The sequence below is a fragment of the Pseudomonas sp. 06C 126 genome (assembly GCF_001855215.1).
Lineage (GTDB): Bacteria > Pseudomonadota > Gammaproteobacteria > Pseudomonadales > Pseudomonadaceae > Aquipseudomonas > Aquipseudomonas proteolytica.
On sequence record NZ_MIFU01000002.1, the window covers coordinates 165727 to 183154 of the forward strand.

The window sequence follows — 17428 nt, forward strand, 5'->3', positions numbered from 1 at the left end:
CTCCCGGGAGCGCTGGATGGGGTGTGAAACAAATTCTCACCCAATCTCGTTGCGAGAGAAGCTCACGCGGGAAAACAGGACATGCACCACACATCCAACAGACAAAGCCTACGTCTGCGTCCTACACGCGAAATGCACCGATCAGCTTTTTCAGTTCAATCACCTGCAGGGACAGTTGCCGGCTGGCCTCTTCGGTCTGGTGCGCGCCCTGGGCCGCGTGCTCGCCAGCCCGATTGATCTCGACAATATTCTGGTCAATGTCGTGGGCCACCGCCGTCTGTTGCTCCACCGCCGCGGCGATTTGCTGGTTCTGATCGACGATCATGCCTACCGCGCCCAGGATGTTCTCCAGGGCCAACTGGACTTTTTCCGACTGGCCGACCGTACCGCTGGCCATTTTATGGCTACTGCCCATGGCCTTCACGGCCGCGCCGACGCCTTGGTGCAGCTTGGCGATCATTTGCTCGATTTCTTCGGTGGAGTGCTGGGTGCGCCGGGCCAGGGTGCGCACCTCATCGGCCACCACCGCAAACCCGCGCCCTTGCTCACCCGCCCGCGCCGCCTCGATGGCCGCGTTCAACGCCAGCAGGTTGGTTTGTTCGGCAATGCTCTTGATCACCTCCAGCACGCTGCTGATGGATTGGCTGTCGATGGCCAATTGATTGATCACCAGCACTGACTGGTCGATCTCCGACGCCAGTTGCGCGATGCTGCCCTGCTGGGATTGCACCAGGCCACGCCCGCTGAGGGTTTCATCGTTGACGCTGTGGGCACTGCTGACAGCCGCCGCCGCACTGCGCGCCACTTCGTGGGCGGTCGCCGACATCTGGTTCATGGCCGTGGCCACCTGTTCGATCTGACTGCGCTGGCCCGACACCGCCTGGTTGCTGCGCGCCGAAACCGACTCCACTTGCCCGGCCTGATGCTCGACTTCCTGGACGGTCTGCCCGACCCGTTCGATCAGGTCGTGGATTTTGGCCACGGTGCCATTGAACACTTCACCCAACTCACCCAGCTCATCGCGGCTCTGGGACTTGAAGCTGACCGTCATATCCCCGGCGGCGACCTTATCCATCATCGCCCCCAGGCGGCGCAGGGTGGTGCGCGTCGAGGCATAGAAGCCGCCGTACAAATAGAAGATCAACAAAAACACCGCCGCCAGCGCCGCCACCAGCAGCACCATGTGCGTACGGTTCTGGGCCAGGCGTTGTTGTAATTGCTGGTCGAGGAAGGACAGGGTCGCGTCGTCCAGTTGGTAGGTCTTGGCCATCAAGGCAGTCACTTGATCATAGAAAGCCTGCCACGGCGTCTCCAGGGTTTCGGCCATCACTACCTGTTCCTCGAACAGTTCGCTGCCCTGCTTGAGACTGGCCTGGCTGGCTTGGGCCAGAGCGTCCAGGGAACCATGGGCGGCCTTGCTGGAGCCCAGGGCGTCCTGCACTTTCAGGCCGTATTCGGCCTGGAGCTTCTCCAATTGCTGCAGCAGTTCGTCAAAGCGCGTGCTGGACGATGAGTTGAGAAAACCCTGGCCCAGGGAGTACGCGCCCATGGCCCGGCCCTCGCCCAAGGTCTGGGTGACTTGCGGGGTGACGCTGGTCACCAGTTCGCTGAGTTGGCGCACATCGCCCTGCACATCACGGCTCAACCCCGACTGGCTGGCGATGATCTGGCTGAACATCTGCGCCTTGTTGAGCAATTTGCCGATCAGCGCACTTTTGCTCAACAACGAGGATTCGCTTTGCTGGACCTTGAAGGCCGCGATCATCTCGTCGCGCTTGCCCTCGAACACCGCAACCTGCTCGGGGTCGACCGTCATCGCCTGGAAGCCTTGCAGGCGTTCAAGGACACGCTGTTCCAGTGTGCTGATCTGGCTTTCGATATCGCCCGCCTTGCCCGCCTGGCCGAGGGTGGCGTTGATTTGTACCTGATTGTTCAGGGTTTCCAGGTCGCGGCGCAGGATCAGGCTGCTGCCCAGCAGGTCCAGGCTCCGCAACTCAACCTGGGTGCCCTGGAACTCACGCCAGGAATCCCGGACCAGGTAATAGTTGGTCACCAGCATCGGCAGGAAAAACAACACACTGATCAGGCTGAACTTCATGCCGAAGCTCAGGCGATTCATCAACGCGATGGCGGGATAGAGCAAGCTCTTCACAGATGAACTCCCTTTTCTTTTATTTTTATTGAAGGCGCAGGGCAGCGGCAGAAAGCCACTATTGGGCGCGCTGTCTGTATAGCTTAAATCGGCGGGGAGTTTTGTAACTTAAGGTTAACGCGATCGGCGGAGCTTAGCCGCCAACCGATTTTTTGAAGCCACAACAGATTCTCTGTGGGAGCGGGCTTGCCCTAATTGCCAGTCAGTTAAGCGGTCATCGCCTTCTGTAGGAGCGAGCTTGCTCCTACAAAGGGCGCTTCTCAGGGCAAAACAGTCCAGATCGCAAACCCGGCATACCACAACACTGCAGCGCGCAGCAGCAGTTCCCACAAGCGATCCAGGCTGTTGATGCCTTCGGCACCGACCACCGGCGTCGGAATCTCGCCGGCCACCAGGCCAACCTTTTCCACCAGTTGCGCTGCACTGATATCCCAGTTCAGCAGCTCATGCAGCATCACCCGGCTGACCGCGACAAAGTTGCCCACCAAGGCAAAACTCGCCGCCAGCAACCGCACCGGCAACCAGTCGAACGCATGGCGCAATTGCCCGGCACGCTCGGCCACCAATGGGTTCTGACTGTGTTCACTGGCCAGCGCCAGCAAGCGGTAAGCCAGTGCCACCACCGGGCCGAGGAGGAAGTACCAGAAAATCACCGCAAAAAAGCTCTGGTAGGCTTGCCACAGCAAATGTCCCTGGACCCGCTCCAGCAGTTGCTCGCCGCTGTCGGCGCCAATGGCCAGGTCACGTTCGGCAACATGTTCAGCCGCTTGCAGGTCACCCCGGCGCCAGGCATCGCGGAACGGTCCCAACTGGCCGAGCAGATCACCGCGCCCCAGGCTGTAGATCACCACCAGCAAATGCACCGGCAGCGCCAGCAAGCCATAAGCCACCGGTTCCAGGACCAGCAAGAACAGCCCCAGCAGCGCCACCGGCAGCAACACCAGCAGCGCCAGGATCAACCAAGGCTGCTTGCCCAACCGAGCGCTCGACTCAAGCCGGGCCAGTTCGCGCAGCCAACCGCCATCGCGCTGCACCCGCTGACGCAAGGCAGAGAACTTCTCGATCCATACCGCCAGCACCAACACCAGGAAACTCATTGTGCATGTCCTCCATCCTGCAAGGCGCCACGAAAACGCGCCCAATCAAAAGCCGGTCCAGGATCGGTCTTGCGTCCTGGGGCGATGTCACTATGACCGCAAATGCGCTGGAGCGTGATGCCCGGGTAGGCGACCAGCAATTGGCGGCTCAGTTCGATCAAGGATTGGTACTGGGCATCGGTAAAGGGCTGGTCGTCGGTCCCTTCCAGCTCGATGCCCAGGGAAAAGTCATTGCAGGTTTCGCGCCCCTCGAAACAGGAGACACCCGCATGCCAGGCTCGGTCCTGACAGGAAACAAATTGCGTCACCGCACCCTCACGCTCAATCAGAAAATGCGCGGATACCCGTAGGTCAGCGATGCCTGCAAAGTAGGGATGTTCCGTGACATCCAGGCGATTCTGGAAAAACTCTTGCACTTTACCCGTGGCGAACTGGGCCGGTGGCAAGCTGATGTTATGCACCACCAACAGGGAAATCTCGCCGTTTGGGCGTTCATTAAAGTTGGGCGACGGGCAATGGGCAATGCCCTGGCACCAACCGCTGGTGGGGTCCAACTGCATACAGGTTCCTTGCGCAAGACTTAGGAGCACTCAGTATGCCGTGATCAGCCTGGTGGTTGCGATCACTTGGCGCGATTGAGTTGCCGCAGATTGCCGATCACCGACGCCAGGGCGCGGTCGAACAACAGCGCGTCATCCAGGGTACGGACCCCGCCACGCTTGAACTCCAGGGCCAACTCCGTGCAGGTTTTTTCCAGGACCTTAAGGCCCGTGCGATTGACGAAGATGTAGCTGTTGGCCGGGGCGATAATCGCCGTCAGCTTGCAGCGCAGGGTGTTTTCTTCATCTTCGCGGAACTCGACCCAACTGCCGATGTGCAATTGCCGAACCTTGAGCAGATCGGGATCATCCTCCGCCAGGCTGAGCGCCTGCGAAGGCATTTCGGCGCTCGCATCCCCGCGCACTTCGACCAGCGCCACGCTGGGCGGCGTCGTGCCCTGGAACGCCTGGGTATGCAGCGCCTGTAACTGGATAAAAAACTCCCGGGTGACAAAGGAGTCGAACGCCGCCTCGCTCAACCCCTCACGCAGGGCCTTGAGCAGCGCGGGTAATTGCTCCAGCAAGCGACGACCGGCCTCGGTGTGCTCACTCAGGCTGACACTCCAGATCAATTCGTCCATGGACCGCAGCCGTGCCTGCCATTGCGGCGAGTGCTGGCCGTGCTTGAGGCATTCAAGCAACAAGACCTGGCTCCACGCCTGTTGCAGGAACTGCACCACGAAATGCGGCAAGACCTTGCCCAGCAAGCGCTGATTGACTGCATCAGCGACCCGCTGCCGCGCCTGCTCGGTACGGGCGCGCCCTTCTTCGGCGTCGCGGGTGCGCTGTTCGAGCAACTCACTGCGGCGGCGCTCGTCCTGGGTATAAGCAGTGAACTCTTGCAGGAGCACCGAGAAAATTGCCGGATCGTCGACAAAGTCGTTCAACAGGCGTTGCACCACCTGCTCGATGCGCAGGTAAAGGCTGTCACGCTGATAATCATCACGCTTGCCCCAGCCCATGGCCGCAGCCCCGATTTCATTGAGCAAGCGCCGCGCCGGGTGGCTGCCGCGGCTGAAGAAACTCTTGTCCAGCACGGCCACTTTCAACATGGGAATCTGCAGGCGCGCAATCAACGCCTTGAAGGAGTCAGGCAAGGTGCGGTCGTCGAGGATGAACTCGAACAGCATGGCGATCAGGTTGATCACATCCTCGTCAGCATCCTCCACTACCCGCGACTTGCCACTCTTGACGCTGACCCGGGTGAGCAGTTCTTCCAACTGGCGGCGCAAGTCAAAATCGTCCTCCACCGCAGGCTCCGGCACATACTGCTGCAGATGGGACAGCAGGCGCAGCAGGTCGCGGGTGGAAATCGGCAGGGCCTGGGCGCTGGCCTCCAGGGTCGGCGCCACACTGCCGCGCACCGTCAGCAGCAGCTCCTGCAGGGCCGCGAAGACTTGTTGCTCGGCCTCGTCGGCCTGTGGGTCGGCTGCCGGCGGTGCCTCGGCCGGCGGGCGGGCGCTGCTGGCGCGCTCGCCGGAACGGCGCGAAGGTACGGCCTTGAGCTCGGGCAGTACGCCCGTGGCGGCCAGCAACTGATTGGCCTCGCCGTACAGCAGGTCGGCATCGCTGAGTACGTACTTTTCAAACAGTTTCAAAATAATCAGCTTGACCCGGATCTCCACCCCCAGGCTGCGCCCGGCCCGCAGGAAGTACTCACAGAGCATCGCCGGGCCAAGGGGGTTTTCCCGATCATCCAGGCGCTTGCCCAACAACGCGCCCAGGCGCGCGGTCAGTTGTCCCAGGGCCAGGCCGTCACGGTGCATGACCTTGTCGAGCATGGCCTCCAGGGCCACGGCTTTTTCCAGATCGTCAGCCGACACCCCCGGCACGGCCTCGTAGGAGACCGTCGGCAGCAGCAGTTCGCCTTGCCCGGCCTGCCCCAGGTTGGCGAACGCGGCGAAAAGCTGCTCCATGAACACACGCTCGAAGTTCTTGCGCTTGAGGCGCAGGTCGCGCATGGCTTCAAAGAAAATATTGTGGTCGGCGTTGTTGCGCGCCTTGTCGGCCATTTCGAACAGAGTGTCGTCGGCGTTATCGAACAGCTCCTGCAAACCCCGGTCCAGTTGCTGCGTGGCCTTGTCACGAACCTGAAGCACGATCACGGGCAGGCGGGCGAGCGGCGATGGCATCGCTTGTGCGGCGATCTTATTGATCGGCACCACCTTTGCGTCATTGTGCATGCTGGCCTCCTGGAATGACGGGGTTCGGTTTTATGAGCGCTCGCCGCAACCGCCGGTGGAACAGCGTCAGGTAGCGATTATCTGTAGATCACCGAGACGTCAAAGCTATGACGCCAATTGCAAGGCGCGAGATTATCTTGCAATTAGACCCTGTAGCGCCAGCAAACTCTGTAGCTGCTTTGTAATCAGGCAGGTTATGCCTGCATACCTTGGGTTCGGCGCTGCCATGCCCCTATAATCGGGGCACTTTGTATGTGGAGCCCGCTATGCCGAATCTACGCCTCGCCGACCTCACCGCCGAAATCGAAGCCAACGTGCGCCGCGCACTGCTGGAAGACATCGGCAGCGGCGACATCACCGCGCAATTGATCCCTGCCGAACGGCTGGCCAAGGCCACGATCATCACCCGTGATGCTGCCGTCATCAGTGGCACCGCCTGGGTCGATGCCGTGTTCCGCCAGTTGGACCCACGGGTTGCCGTGCACTGGCAGGTGCGCGACGGTGAGCGCGTCAGCCCCAACCAGGCGCTGTTCCACCTCGAAGGCCCTGCCCGCTCGCTGTTGACCGGTGAGCGCAGCGCGCTGAACTTCCTGCAGTTGTTATCCGGCGTGGCCACACGTGCGCAATACCTGGCGGACTTCGTCGCAGCCACCCAGGTCAAGCTGTTGGACACCCGCAAGACCCTGCCCGGCCTGCGCCTGGCGCAAAAGTACGCAGTGACCTGCGGCGGTTGCCACAATCACCGCATCGGCCTGTATGACGCGTTCCTGATCAAGGAAAACCATATCGCCGCCTGCGGTGGCATTGCCCAGGCCATTACTGCCGCCCACAAGATCGCCCCCGGCAAGCCGGTGGAAGTCGAAGTGGAAAGCCTGGAAGAGTTACGCGAAGCGCTGGCGGCGGGCGCCGATATCATCATGCTGGATGAGTTGAGCCTGGACGACATGCGCGAAGCCGTACGCTTGAACGGCGGCAAGGCCAAGCTGGAAGCCAGCGGCGGGATCAATGAAAGCACCTTGTTGCCCATTGCCGAGACCGGTGTGGACTACATCTCCATCGGGGCGATGACCAAGGATGTGAAGGCGGTGGATTTGTCGATGCGGCTCAGTATTTGAACTGAACCACCGTCATCGCCGGCAAGCCGGCTCCTACAGGTCCGGCACAATTTCTGTAGGAGACGGCTAGCCGTCGATGAGGACCGGGAGACGAACAGATAGCGTTTAAACCACCAGGTCGTTCATCTCGCAGTACTCTTCCCACTCGACACCCAACACCTCGGCCGCCTCTTTATGCAGGGCCAGGCGTGCCACTTCGAACTCCTCTGGCGTGGACGTGTACTTGAGGGTCAGCTCCCAAGGCTGGAAGCCCTGGCTCTCGGCCTCGTCCTCGAATGCCCACTGGATCTGGTCGCGCTGATCATCAGCACTCAGGTCCTTGATCTCTTCCTTAAGCTGCGGCGACTCCTCGAGGTACTTTTTGAGGGCTTCTGCGTGCCGCACTTGCTGGGTCATTTCTGTCGTGGTCATGGCGTTCTCTTAGATCGAGGAATGGGGATGCATCTGGGTCATCAAGGTTGCGCAGATACAAAAGAACGGGCATGAATACCGGTTCGTCTGGCCTTCAGAACCATTCTGGGATCATCTGAAAACTGTGGTGCCTTTTTGCCCGAGACAGGAGTCGAACCTGCGACCTTCGCGTTACGAGTGCGCTGCTCTACCAACTGAGCTACACGGGCGGTGGGCTAAAGCTAGCACTGCATGGGGCGCCCGGCAACTTACCGGATGTGCGGCGCAATGACTCCCTGGACCCAGAACCGTGGCTGCAGGTGGCCTTTGGCAGTGTCGATGTAGTGTTGGCTGCGCTCCGTGGAGCCAGGCAGGTCGCGGTACACGACAACTACCAGCAACGCCACCGCAAGCACAGCCGCCACTTGCCAGGCCCGATGCAACAGCGGCATAGGTTCGACAACCGGCGTGTGCCACGGATGCAACGCCATCAGCCAGCCCACCACCAGCGCCAACCAGAGTTGCGAATAGGGCATCACAATCACCCCGTCGACCATCGCCTGCACGGTCGCGCCCAGCAACGCGGCGAACAGACACAGGCGCAACAGGTCTTGCGGTGACCGTGCCGGCCCTTGCCGATGGATCACCCTCAACGTGGCCCAACCACCGCGCAGCGCCAGCAACGACACACACAAGGCCGAGGGCACGCCCCACTCACTGGCCCACTGCAGGATTGCCTGGTGCGGGTGGGCTGCGATCGGGTTGGGGATATCAGCAAAGTGCATCGGCCCAAAACCGAGCCATGGCCGTTCGCGGATCATGTCCCAGGCTTGCCACCAGATCACTTCACGACCTGAAAGGCTGGTGGTGAGCCGGTCATTGGAAAGACTGGCAATCTCCAGCCCCAGGTAACGCGCCAAAACCATGAACAACAACCAGTACAAAAACAGCCCGCCACACAACGCAGCCACCTGCCAGGCCAACCAGCGACGCCCCGCAGCCCCCAAAAAAGCCAGGATGACCGCCGCAACGCCGATCCCCAGCCAGGTACCACGGGTGCCACCACTGATTGCAATCAACCACCAGGCACACAACAGGGCGAACACCAGGCCACGCGTCAACCGCGAAGTGCTCGCAAGCAGCAGCGGCAACGCCAGCAAGGGCAAGGTAAAGGTCTGGAACTGGCCGTAGAAGCGCTTGTTGGAGAACCCACCAAGCAGAAGATCTGTGTCCAGTGTCGTGTCGCCACTGGTAAACGCCAGCACGCCTGCGTACCCATATTGAAGGGTCTTGATCAGGCACAGCAGCAACACAAACAGGATCAGCGCCTGATCCAGGGCCTGATCGCCATTGCGTCGCAGCCGGGCAAAAGCCGCCGCAATCACCCCGCAGGTGAGCATCAGCGCCCACTCGGTCAACGCCCAAAGTGGCTGGTGGGCCAACCACGTGGAGACCAGCCCCAGGCCAAGAACCAGCGCCAGGCCGATCGCGGTGGGCCTGTCGACCAGCCTGCCGGCGGGAGTCACCAGGCCATAGACCACTGCGCACACGCCAACGCCAACCTGCACCACACGCTGCCAGTCATGACCACTGAAGGATAGGGTGATGCCCAGTAGCAGAAGGCTCAGCGCCAGCACCAGGAACACGCTTCCTCGCTGTTGCACGGATAACGTCATGGGCAATCTTTACTTCCTTGTGGAGTGCCTGGGAGCCGTTACGCCCGGCTCCCGTCACTGATTCACGCGACCCGGCCTCATTTGACAGCCGCGCACCCCTTTGCAATGTACTGCTCGTCAGCGGTCGTGGTGCACTTCCAACCCTCGCTGGCACTGCGCGCCAGGGTAATGAGCTTGCCCTGGATGGGCGCAGGCGCATCGAGAATTTCACAGGCAATCGAACCCGTGCCCGTAGCCACATCACCTGCAACGCTGATCGTGCAGTTGGCGGTCGGGCTGGTACCACCGATCAGCGCCAGCGTGGGCACCGTGCCCTGGTTGAAGGTGTCCTCGAAACCGGCCTTCAACGCCGAGATTTCCGCCAGCCCCGCCGTGAACTTGGCCTTGGCCTGGTGCTTGGTATACATGGGCAGGCCAATCGTGGCCAAGATGCCGATGATCGCCACGACGATCAACAACTCGATCAAAGTAAAGCCGTTCTGACGCATCACACTCACTCTCCAGAATAAAAACCCATCGCAAGGCACATCCTGTGCCCTGCCCTTGGCAACCGCGCCAGTGTACTCATCCGCGTCGGGCCAGGCCCTCACAAGACGCACAATCTGACATTTTTCCCCTCCCCAATAGCCGGATGGACACAGAGGCCTGACTAAGCTGTAGATCATCACCTGCCGATGAGCTATCGCCGCCAATGAATGATGTCACTGTGAGCCCCACCGCCACCTATGCTTGGGAAGGCACGTTGCGCAATGGCCGCAAGGTGTCCGGCGAAACCCGTGGCCATAGCCCGGCCGTGATCAAGGCACAACTGCGCCGGCAAGGCATAACCCCGGTTCGGGTACTCGTGCGCTCCAGCCTCCTTTGCGGCCTGGGCAACCCAATCACCCCAGCCGATATTGCGCTGTTCACCCGCCAACTGGCGACCCTGCTGAAGGCGGGAATTCCCTTGCTACAAGCCTTCGACATGATTGGCGAAGGCTTTGACAGCCGGGCCATGCGCACAATGGTCCTAGGGCTGAAGCAGGAGATTGCCGCCGGCAACAGCCTGACCGCCGCACTATCGAAACAGCCGCAGTGCTTCAACCCCCTGTATTGCAGCCTGATCGCGGCCGGCGAACAGGCCGGCACCCTGGAGACCTTGCTGGAGCGGGTAGCCACCCACCTGGAGAAGAGCCAGCGCCTCAAGGCCCGGATCAAGAAGGCCATGACCTATCCGTTGGTGGTCGTGCTCGTGGCGATGCTGGTCAGCAGCATCTTGCTGATCCACGTCGTGCCCCAATTCGAAAGCCTGTTCGCCGGCATCGACACACCGCTGCCACGCTTTACCCTGCTGGTCATCGGGCTGTCCGAATTCATGCAAGGCGCATGGTGGATGCTATTGCTGACCGCAATCGCAAGTGCCTGGGGAATACGCCGCGCCTACCGCCGACACAACGGTTTGCGCCTGTGGCTGGACACTGGTTTGTTGAAACTACCGCTGGCAGGCACACTGCTGAAAAAAACCGCAGTCGCCCGCTACGCTCGCACACTCGCCACCACCTTTGCCGCTGGCGTACCGCTGGCACAGGCGCTGGACTCAGTGGCCGCAGCCGCTGGCAACGAGCGGTTCACACAGGCAATCACGCGTATGCGCCAGGACGTGGCAATAGGAATGCAATTGAATCGAACCATGACCGCCAGCGGCCTGTTCCCTGGCATGGCGATCCAGATGACAGCCATCGGCGAAGAATCGGGAGCGCTGGACAGCATGCTGGAGAAGGTCGCCGATCATTATGAAACGGACGTCGACAACCTGGTGGACAACCTCAGCAGCCTGATGGAGCCGCTGATCATGGTGGTGCTCGGCAGCATTGTCGGGGCCCTGGTAATCGCCATGTACCTGCCGATCTTCCAGCTTGGCACGGCGTTTTGAATATGACTCTGGACCAACTCCTGATCCTCCATCCCTGGTTGTTCGTCTGGGCAGCACTGGTGCTCGGGCTGATCGTCGGCAGCTTCCTCAACGTGCTGGTCTGGCGCCTGCCAAAAATGCTCGAACGGGACTGGCGCGCCCAGGCCCATGAGATACTCGGCCTGCCTCCGGAGCCCGGTGGCCCGACCTATAACCTGTTGCGCCCCAACTCCTGTTGCCCGCATTGTTCGGCGCCGATTCGCCCATGGGAAAATATCCCGGTGATCAGTTATCTGCTGCTCAGGGGGCGCTGCGCGCGATGCCACGGCGCCATCAGCCCGCGCTACCTGCTCACCGAACTGGCCTGCGGGCTGCTCTCGGCATTTATCGCCTGGCACTACGGCTTCGGCTGGCCGGCCGCTGGAGTGCTGCTCTTGAGCTGGGGGTTGCTGGCCATGAGCCTGATTGATGCCGACCACCAGCTATTACCGGATGTGCTGGTGCTGCCACTGCTGTGGCTGGGGCTGATCCTCAATTACTTCGAGCTGTATGTAACGCTGCCCGATGCAGTGCTGGGCGCGGTTGCCGGGTACCTGGGCCTGTGGTCGGTGTTCTGGCTATTCAAGCTGTGCACTGGCAAGGACGGCATGGGCTATGGCGACTTCAAGCTGCTAGCCCTGCTCGGCGCCTGGGGTGGCTGGCAGATCCTGCCGCTGACGCTGTTGCTGGCGTCGCTGGTGGGTGCGATCGCAGGGGTGATTGTGTTGCGCGTGCGTAACGCGCAGACCTCGGTGCCCCTGCCTTTTGGCCCCTATCTGGCGATTGCCGGCTGGATTGCATTGCTCTGGGGTGGTCAAATAACCGACTTCTATTTGCAGTCTGTCGGTTTCAAATGACCACTTCTGTCGCAACACCCTGGATTCTTGGCCTGACGGGCGGCATCGGCAGCGGCAAAAGCGCTGCGGCCCAGCACTTTATCGACCTTGGCGTGGACCTGATCGACGCCGACCATGCCTCACGCTGGGTGGTGGAGCCCGGGCGGCCAGCGCTGGCGAAGATTGCCGAGCACTTCGGTGGTGGGATTCTGCTGCCCGATGGCCAGTTGGATCGCGCCGCCTTGCGCAAGCGTATTTTCGAGGCGCCGCAAGAGCGCCTGTGGCTGGAAGCCCTGCTGCACCCGCTGATTGCCGACGAGATCCGCAGCCATCTGGCCCGCGCGCGTTCGCCCTATGCGATTTTGGTGTCGCCGTTGTTGATCGAGTCGGGTCAATACACCATGACCCAACGCATCCTGGTGATCGATGTGCCGCAATCAACGCAAATTCAGCGTACCCTGCTGCGCGACGGCATCAGCGAAGAACAGGTGCAGGCGATTCTCAAGGCCCAGGCCTCCCGGGAAGATCGCTTGCGCCATGCCGACGATGTACTGGTCAATGACCAGGACCTGGCCTGGCTACAGGCCGAGGTCGAGCGACTGCACCACTTTTACCTTACTTTGCGTGGAGGCCGAACATGAGCCAACCCTTGACCGTCGAATGCCCAACCTGCGGCGCCCCCGTGGAATGGACAGCGACCAACCTCAACCGGCCATTCTGCTCGGATCGCTGCAAACTGATCGACCTGGGTGCCTGGGCCTCAGAAGAACACAAGATTCCGGTCAGCCCGGATGCCGAAGACGAGCTGTTCTCCGAAGACCTGCCACCGCGCGCCCACTAAGGCCGCATAAAAGCGTATTCCTGCTGGTCGTCGAGGTTTTCCGCAAGGTATTGCAACTCGTCGGCCAGGTCTTCAAAACTGCGCACGCCCTTGCTCTGCTGCACCACCGCACTCAGCAGGGCACGTAGGCTCAAACCTGGATCAAAGCCAATTTCCAGCGCCGCTTCCTGACTCCTGCGTATCTCTTGCCGCGCCCACTCGTACACACTCATGATCGTGCTCCTGGAAGTTTCGCAGAGCATGCGACCACTTGCGCGTTGTGCCTTTGATTTGGATCAAGGCCGCGAATTGTCGTCCTTCCAGGGCGCCGAGAGGTAGCGCGTGCGGTTGAACGTCTCAAGCCACTCCGGGCAAAACACCACCAAGGCACTGATCACCATGCCGTTGATGAAGGCTTCGGGAAAGATGATCAGCCACAGGTAGCCGATAAAGTCTTCGATCCATTCGGGCATGGCGAAGCGACCGTCCAGCCACAGCAAGCCCAGGCCGGCCAACAGGCACAGCAACGCCGACAATGCGGCGGCAAAAAAACCGGAACAGAAGATATACACGAAGGGATTGCGCGGCTGCGCCCGCTCCACCAGCAACGCACACGTTTCGGTCACCAATACCGGCAAGAGGATCAGCAGTGCACCGTTGACCCCGACCGCCGCCAGGTCCTGGCGCCCGAGCAGCACCAGGCCCAGTTGCGCAGCCAGCCCACCTACAATTGCCAGCGGCCAGTCGAGCAACAGGGTCACGGCGGTCATGCCGATAAAGTGGTAGGACACGCCGGTATCGAAATCCCGACGCACCAGCCACAACATGAACAGCGCGAACACCGTACCGAACAACAAATGCTGGCGCCGTCGGTCGGCAAACAACTCGACCCAGGACGAGCGCAGGACCGCCCAAACAATCACCGGCGCATACAGCAGCCAGCCCAGCCACAGGGTTTGCGGCGCCAGCACGGCGGCACTGATCACGGCTGCACCTGCTCCAGGGCCTGGCGCAGTTCGGTGGCAGAGGCGTACTCATGGCGCGCGACCAGCTTGCCGTCTTCCAGTTGCAGCCACAGTACTTTATCCACAGGCGCCGGATAACGTGGAGCGATCCGAGCATCACGGTCGAGCATGACCCGGTAGTTGTAGGCCTGCATCGCGGGGACGGCGAAAAGCTTGGCGATCAACCTCGGCATGCGCTGGATATCGGCGACAAACACCACATGGCGCGCCTCCAGATAGCCCTTGGGCTGGCCCTGCAATGCCGCATCCACCTGTTTGGCTGCGTCCATGCTGCGCGCCACCAGCAGGACCTGCGCCTGATTATCCAGGGTATAGGCCTGGTCGAATTGATCCAGCAAGGTCCAGGGCGCCAGCCGCTCCCCGAGCTCAACTGCCTGGGCCCACAGGGGCAGAAAGACCAGAAACACCGCAACCAAAAACCTCACCGCGAACTCCTTGAGCAAAACCATCAACCGAACCGCCAGTCTACACCGAGCCTTTTCACACGGGACTTCCTGCGGTCATCATTTGAACGCTAAGCTGGAACCATGGATGACTCAGATTATTTGCGCCTGCTCACCATAGCGGCCGAACAAGCCAACGCGTTCCTGTCCAATGCCCGCAAATGGGAGCGTGAGCGTTGGGTCTGCCAGCGCCTGCTACAAGGCCTGAATGTGCCCTACCGCGCCGAAGAATTTCATGCCGCCGGTCAAGAGCCGCCGGATGTGCTGTTTCGCGACGCCAGTTTCGAAGTGTTTTTTGTCCTGGACGAAGGCCGGCGCCTGAATGACGAATGGCGCGACGAACTGCTACGGCGGCGCAGCGCTTTTTCCCTGAGCCAATTGGTGCGGCGTGAAGCCAAGCCCAGGCGCATTCCCGCCCATGAGTTCCTGCTGCGCCTGGCGCCGACCCTACGCAAGAAGGCCCATAACTATAAAGAACGCGGCATGGACCTGGGGGAGCTGGATATCATCGCCTTCGCCAGCCTCAAGCGCGAAGTGCTGGACCTCAACAGCCATTTCCCGCCGCCCACGGAATACCTGCGCCAGGGCTGGCGCTCGCTGTCATTGGTCGGCCCGACCTTTGCACGCGTGTTGTTCGCCCACCCGGACGCCCCGGATTTCTTGCGCAACAACCTGGGGCGCAGCATAGTGTTCGACGTGGGTATCAGCCTGTAACGTGATGCCCTTTTGCAACGTCTACCTGACGAGGCCTTTATGACCAGCCGCCTGAACCCTGACGACCAAGAACATGTCGAAGAGTACCTGCAACTGTCCCAACACCAGGTTGAGCGCAAGCCTTTCCGGCCGTGGCTGCTCCTTGGGGTGGTACTGCTTGTGGTGATTGGCCTGGGCCTCCTGAGCCGCCTTTTGAGTTACCTGACGCTATGAGCTGCCTGGCGCTCGCTCGGGTAACTGCACCGATTTCTTTTAGCCTTGCGAGATACCCCCATGACCCATCGTATTATTATCGTCGGCGGCGGCGCCGGCGGCCTGGAGTTGGCTACCCGCCTGGGTAAGACTCTGGGCAAGCGCGGTACCGCCAGCATCACGCTGGTGGACACCAACCTGACCCATATCTGGAAACCCCTGCTGCACGAGGTTGCCGCCGGCTCGCTGAACTCCTCTGAAGACGAACTCAATTACGTTGCCCAGGCAAAATGGAACCACTTCGAGTTCCAGCTGGGGCGCATGAGCGGGCTTGATCGTGAACAGAAGATAATCCAGCTGGCCGCGACCCTTGATGAAGAAGGCCGGGAACTGGTGCCTGCGCGCGTATTGGGCTATGACACCCTGGTGATTGCGGTCGGTAGCACCACCAATGACTTCGGCACCGAGGGCGCAGCACAACACTGCCTGTTCCTCGATACCCGCAAACAGGCAGAGCGCTTCCACCAGCAATTGCTCAACCACTACCTGCGCGCCCATGCCGGGCAAACCGATGTGGTGGAAAGAATCAGCGTGGCAATCGTTGGCGCTGGCGCCACCGGTGTCGAGTTGGCCGCGGAGCTGCACAACGCGGCCCATGAGCTGGCAGCCTATGGCCTGGACCGGATCAAACCAGAAAACATGTCCATCACCCTGATCGAAGCCGGGCCACGGGTATTGCCAGCCCTGCCAGAGCGGATCAGCGGACCTGTGCATAAAACCCTGGAAAAGCTCGGGGTGACGGTCATGACCAACTCCGCCGTGAGCGAAGTCACCGCCGACAGCCTGATCACCAGCAGTGGCCAGGTGATTCCCGCCAGCCTCAAGGTGTGGGCCGCCGGGATTCGCGCGCCGGGCTTTCTCAAGGACATCGACGGCCTGGAGACCAACCGCATCAACCAACTGCAGGTGCTGCCAACGCTGCAGACCACCCGTGACGAGAATATCTTCGCCTTTGGCGACTGCGCGGCCTGCCCGCAGCCGGGTACCGACCGTAACGTTCCACCGCGGGCGCAAGCGGCCCACCAGCAGGCGTCGTTGCTGGCCAAATCGCTGAAATTGCGCATCGAGGGCAAGCCCCTGCCCAGCTATAAGTACACCGACTACGGCTCACTGATCTCGCTGTCGCGTTTTTCGGCTGTGGGTAACTTGATGGGCAACCTGACCGGCAGCGTGATGCTTGAAGGCTGGCTGGCGCGGATGTTCTATGTGTCGCTGTACCGCATGCACCAGATGGCCTTGTACGGGTTCTTCCGCACGATGATGTTGATGCTGGGCAGCAAGATTGGACGGGGCACCGAGCCGCGGCTCAAACTCCACTAACAACACGGTCCCGGATGGGAGGGGGCTTGCTCCCGATAGCGGTGGTTCACACACACCGCAATCGGGAGCAAGCCCCCTTCTACATTGGATCGGCGGTACTTTCAGGTTTTGCGCAGGCAAAAAAAATCCCCGTATCTTTCGATACGAGGATTTTTAATATGGTCGGGGTAAGGGGATTCGAACTCCTGACATCCTGCTCCCAAAGCAGGCGCGCTACCGGACTGCGCTATACCCCGGTAAAAAAAAGGCGACCTTTTCAAGTCGCCTTCTTCGATCAGTGCTTTTGGCCTCTGATCTTAAGATTCGATTCCAGCGTGAACTGGTCTCAAAAATGGTGGGTCGTGTGGGATTCGAACCTACGACCAATTGGTTAAAAGCCAACTGCTCTACCAACTGAGCTAACGACCCAAAAATGGTCGGGGTAAGGGGATTCGAACTCCTGACATCCTGCTCCCAAAGCAGGCGCGCTACCGGACTGCGCTATACCCCGGTTTGAAATTGGCTCCGTGACCAGGACTCGAACCTGGGACCCAATGATTAACAGTCATTTGCTCTACCGACTGAGCTATCACGGAACTACATATTTCAAAGTACAACTTTTACTGCGATGTATCCTTCTCTTCGACGCTGTCCGTATCGCTACGTTAGCGTGTCTGAGGCGCGCTATTCTACAATCTTAAAAACCCCTGTCAACCCTTTAAATTGCTTTTAAGACAATGATTTGCGCTTCTTTCTGATTTCTCCTTGGGGAGAAGAAACCCGTGGGCTGACGTTGCTGCGGGGCGCACTTTACAAGCCTTTGCCTTACAGTTCAACGCCCTATCGAAAAAAAAGGCCCCGCAATGCGGGGCCTTTGCTTATAACCACCCAATCGGC

The 17428-nt window shown here is 60.6% G+C and carries 18 protein-coding genes, 5 tRNA genes and 1 pseudogene; 8 read left to right on the plus strand and 16 right to left on the minus strand.

All coding sequences use genetic code 11. The features are described 5' to 3' along the window. Positions 1 to 121 precede the first annotated feature (121 nt). The 5 genes and pseudogenes from BHC62_RS29235 to BHC62_RS02515 all read right to left on the minus strand — a co-directional run bounded on the left by BHC62_RS29235 (position 122) and on the right by BHC62_RS02515 (position 6031). The gene (locus tag BHC62_RS29235; RefSeq protein ID WP_371128902.1) at positions 122 to 1051 is read right to left on the minus strand and encodes a methyl-accepting chemotaxis protein; all 930 of its coding nucleotides are present in this window, start codon (positions 1049 to 1051) and stop codon (positions 122 to 124) included. After that, positions 1028 to 2119, minus strand: a pseudogene (locus BHC62_RS29240) (methyl-accepting chemotaxis protein); the annotation flags it as partial. The pseudogene BHC62_RS29240 and the gene BHC62_RS29235, both read right to left, overlap by 24 nt. Positions 2120 to 2412: 293 nt before the next feature. Next, a complete protein-coding gene (gene ampE / locus BHC62_RS02505) occupies positions 2413 to 3249 on the minus strand; it encodes a regulatory signaling modulator protein AmpE (protein ID WP_070994127.1) in 837 nt (278 codons plus the stop codon). Beyond that, the gene (ampD, locus tag BHC62_RS02510) at positions 3246 to 3809 is read right to left on the minus strand and encodes a 1,6-anhydro-N-acetylmuramyl-L-alanine amidase AmpD (protein WP_029291979.1); all 564 of its coding nucleotides are present in this window, start codon (positions 3807 to 3809) and stop codon (positions 3246 to 3248) included. The genes ampE and ampD overlap by 4 nt, the downstream gene beginning before the upstream one ends. 62 nt (positions 3810 to 3871) lie before the next feature. After that, entirely contained in the window at positions 3872 to 6031 is a 2160-nt protein-coding gene (locus BHC62_RS02515; protein WP_070994128.1) for a DUF1631 domain-containing protein, read from the minus strand. Between the two features lie 266 nt (positions 6032 to 6297). On the opposite strand from BHC62_RS02515, the gene nadC reads away from it, so the two are divergent. Next, on the plus strand, positions 6298 to 7146 hold the full coding sequence (nadC, locus tag BHC62_RS02520) for a carboxylating nicotinate-nucleotide diphosphorylase (RefSeq protein WP_070994129.1): 849 nt from the start codon (positions 6298 to 6300) through the stop codon (positions 7144 to 7146). Positions 7147 to 7251: 105 nt separating this feature from the next. Here nadC and BHC62_RS02525 read toward each other — a convergent pair whose 3' ends face one another. From BHC62_RS02525 to BHC62_RS02540, 4 genes are all read right to left on the minus strand, one after another. After that, complete coding sequence (locus tag BHC62_RS02525) at positions 7252 to 7557, minus strand: DUF6388 family protein (protein WP_070994130.1); 306 nt, start codon at positions 7555 to 7557, stop codon at positions 7252 to 7254. Positions 7558 to 7693: 136 nt separating this feature from the next. Then, positions 7694 to 7766 (minus strand) — tRNA-Thr (locus BHC62_RS02530). A gap of 39 nt (positions 7767 to 7805) precedes the next feature. Beyond that, entirely contained in the window at positions 7806 to 9212 is a 1407-nt protein-coding gene (locus BHC62_RS02535; RefSeq protein ID WP_070994131.1) for an O-antigen ligase, read from the minus strand. A 77-nt stretch (positions 9213 to 9289) separates the two neighbouring features. Continuing rightward, a complete protein-coding gene (locus BHC62_RS02540) occupies positions 9290 to 9700 on the minus strand; it encodes a pilin (protein ID WP_029291989.1) in 411 nt (136 codons plus the stop codon). 203 nt (positions 9701 to 9903) lie between these two features. Between BHC62_RS02540 and BHC62_RS02545 the strand changes: the two genes are divergently transcribed. From BHC62_RS02545 to yacG, 4 genes are read left to right on the plus strand one after another with little or no spacing between them, the layout of a single operon-like run. Continuing rightward, positions 9904 to 11124, plus strand: a complete 1221-nt coding sequence (locus tag BHC62_RS02545; RefSeq protein WP_070994132.1) for a type II secretion system F family protein — start codon at positions 9904 to 9906, stop codon at positions 11122 to 11124. 2 nt (positions 11125 to 11126) lie between these two features. Beyond that, positions 11127 to 11999, plus strand: coding sequence for an A24 family peptidase (locus BHC62_RS02550; protein ID WP_070994133.1), 873 nt, complete (start codon positions 11127 to 11129; stop codon positions 11997 to 11999). Further along, positions 11996 to 12619 carry a dephospho-CoA kinase gene (coaE, locus tag BHC62_RS02555; protein WP_029291995.1) on the plus strand — a complete coding sequence of 208 codons (624 nt, stop codon included), beginning with the start codon at positions 11996 to 11998 and terminating at the stop codon, positions 12617 to 12619. The genes BHC62_RS02550 and coaE overlap by 4 nt, the downstream gene beginning before the upstream one ends. Then, complete coding sequence (gene yacG, locus BHC62_RS02560; RefSeq protein WP_070994134.1) at positions 12616 to 12819, plus strand: DNA gyrase inhibitor YacG; 204 nt, start codon at positions 12616 to 12618, stop codon at positions 12817 to 12819. The genes coaE and yacG overlap by 4 nt, the downstream gene beginning before the upstream one ends. On the opposite strand, the gene BHC62_RS02565 is transcribed toward yacG, so the two are convergent. The 3 genes from BHC62_RS02565 to BHC62_RS02575 all read right to left on the minus strand — a co-directional run bounded on the left by BHC62_RS02565 (position 12816) and on the right by BHC62_RS02575 (position 14272). Continuing rightward, a complete protein-coding gene (locus tag BHC62_RS02565) occupies positions 12816 to 13031 on the minus strand; it encodes a hypothetical protein (RefSeq protein WP_029292000.1) in 216 nt (71 codons plus the stop codon). The two genes, yacG and BHC62_RS02565, sit on opposite strands and share 4 nt — an antisense overlap. A 63-nt stretch (positions 13032 to 13094) precedes the next feature. After that, positions 13095 to 13784, minus strand: coding sequence for an energy-coupling factor ABC transporter permease (locus BHC62_RS02570; RefSeq protein ID WP_029292001.1), 690 nt, complete (start codon positions 13782 to 13784; stop codon positions 13095 to 13097). Further along, positions 13781 to 14272, minus strand: a complete 492-nt coding sequence (locus BHC62_RS02575; RefSeq protein ID WP_169390310.1) for an FAD/FMN-containing dehydrogenase — start codon at positions 14270 to 14272, stop codon at positions 13781 to 13783. The genes BHC62_RS02570 and BHC62_RS02575 overlap by 4 nt, the downstream gene beginning before the upstream one ends. Positions 14273 to 14350: 78 nt before the next feature. On the opposite strand from BHC62_RS02575, the gene BHC62_RS02580 reads away from it, so the two are divergent. The 3 genes from BHC62_RS02580 to BHC62_RS02590 are packed head-to-tail and all read left to right on the plus strand — an operon-like array spanning position 14351 to position 16552. Beyond that, the gene (locus tag BHC62_RS02580) at positions 14351 to 14980 is read left to right on the plus strand and encodes a DUF1780 domain-containing protein (RefSeq protein ID WP_029292005.1); all 630 of its coding nucleotides are present in this window, start codon (positions 14351 to 14353) and stop codon (positions 14978 to 14980) included. A 39-nt stretch (positions 14981 to 15019) separates the two neighbouring features. Then, positions 15020 to 15193: a DUF3094 family protein gene (locus BHC62_RS02585; protein ID WP_032866455.1), complete on the plus strand. Its 174-nt coding sequence runs from the start codon at positions 15020 to 15022 to the stop codon at positions 15191 to 15193. 60 nt (positions 15194 to 15253) lie between these two features. Next, positions 15254 to 16552, plus strand: coding sequence for an NAD(P)/FAD-dependent oxidoreductase (locus BHC62_RS02590; protein ID WP_029292008.1), 1299 nt, complete (start codon positions 15254 to 15256; stop codon positions 16550 to 16552). Positions 16553 to 16711: 159 nt separating this feature from the next. Here BHC62_RS02590 and BHC62_RS02595 read toward each other — a convergent pair. The 4 genes from BHC62_RS02595 to BHC62_RS02610 all read right to left on the minus strand — a co-directional run bounded on the left by BHC62_RS02595 (position 16712) and on the right by BHC62_RS02610 (position 17127). Further along, positions 16712 to 16788, minus strand: a tRNA-Pro gene (locus tag BHC62_RS02595). 96 nt (positions 16789 to 16884) lie between these two features. Beyond that, a tRNA-Lys gene (locus tag BHC62_RS02600) sits at positions 16885 to 16960 on the minus strand. Between the two features lie 5 nt (positions 16961 to 16965). Continuing rightward, positions 16966 to 17042 (minus strand) — tRNA-Pro (locus BHC62_RS02605). 9 nt (positions 17043 to 17051) lie between these two features. Further along, positions 17052 to 17127, minus strand: a tRNA-Asn gene (locus BHC62_RS02610). Positions 17128 to 17428: the final 301 nt, after the last annotated feature.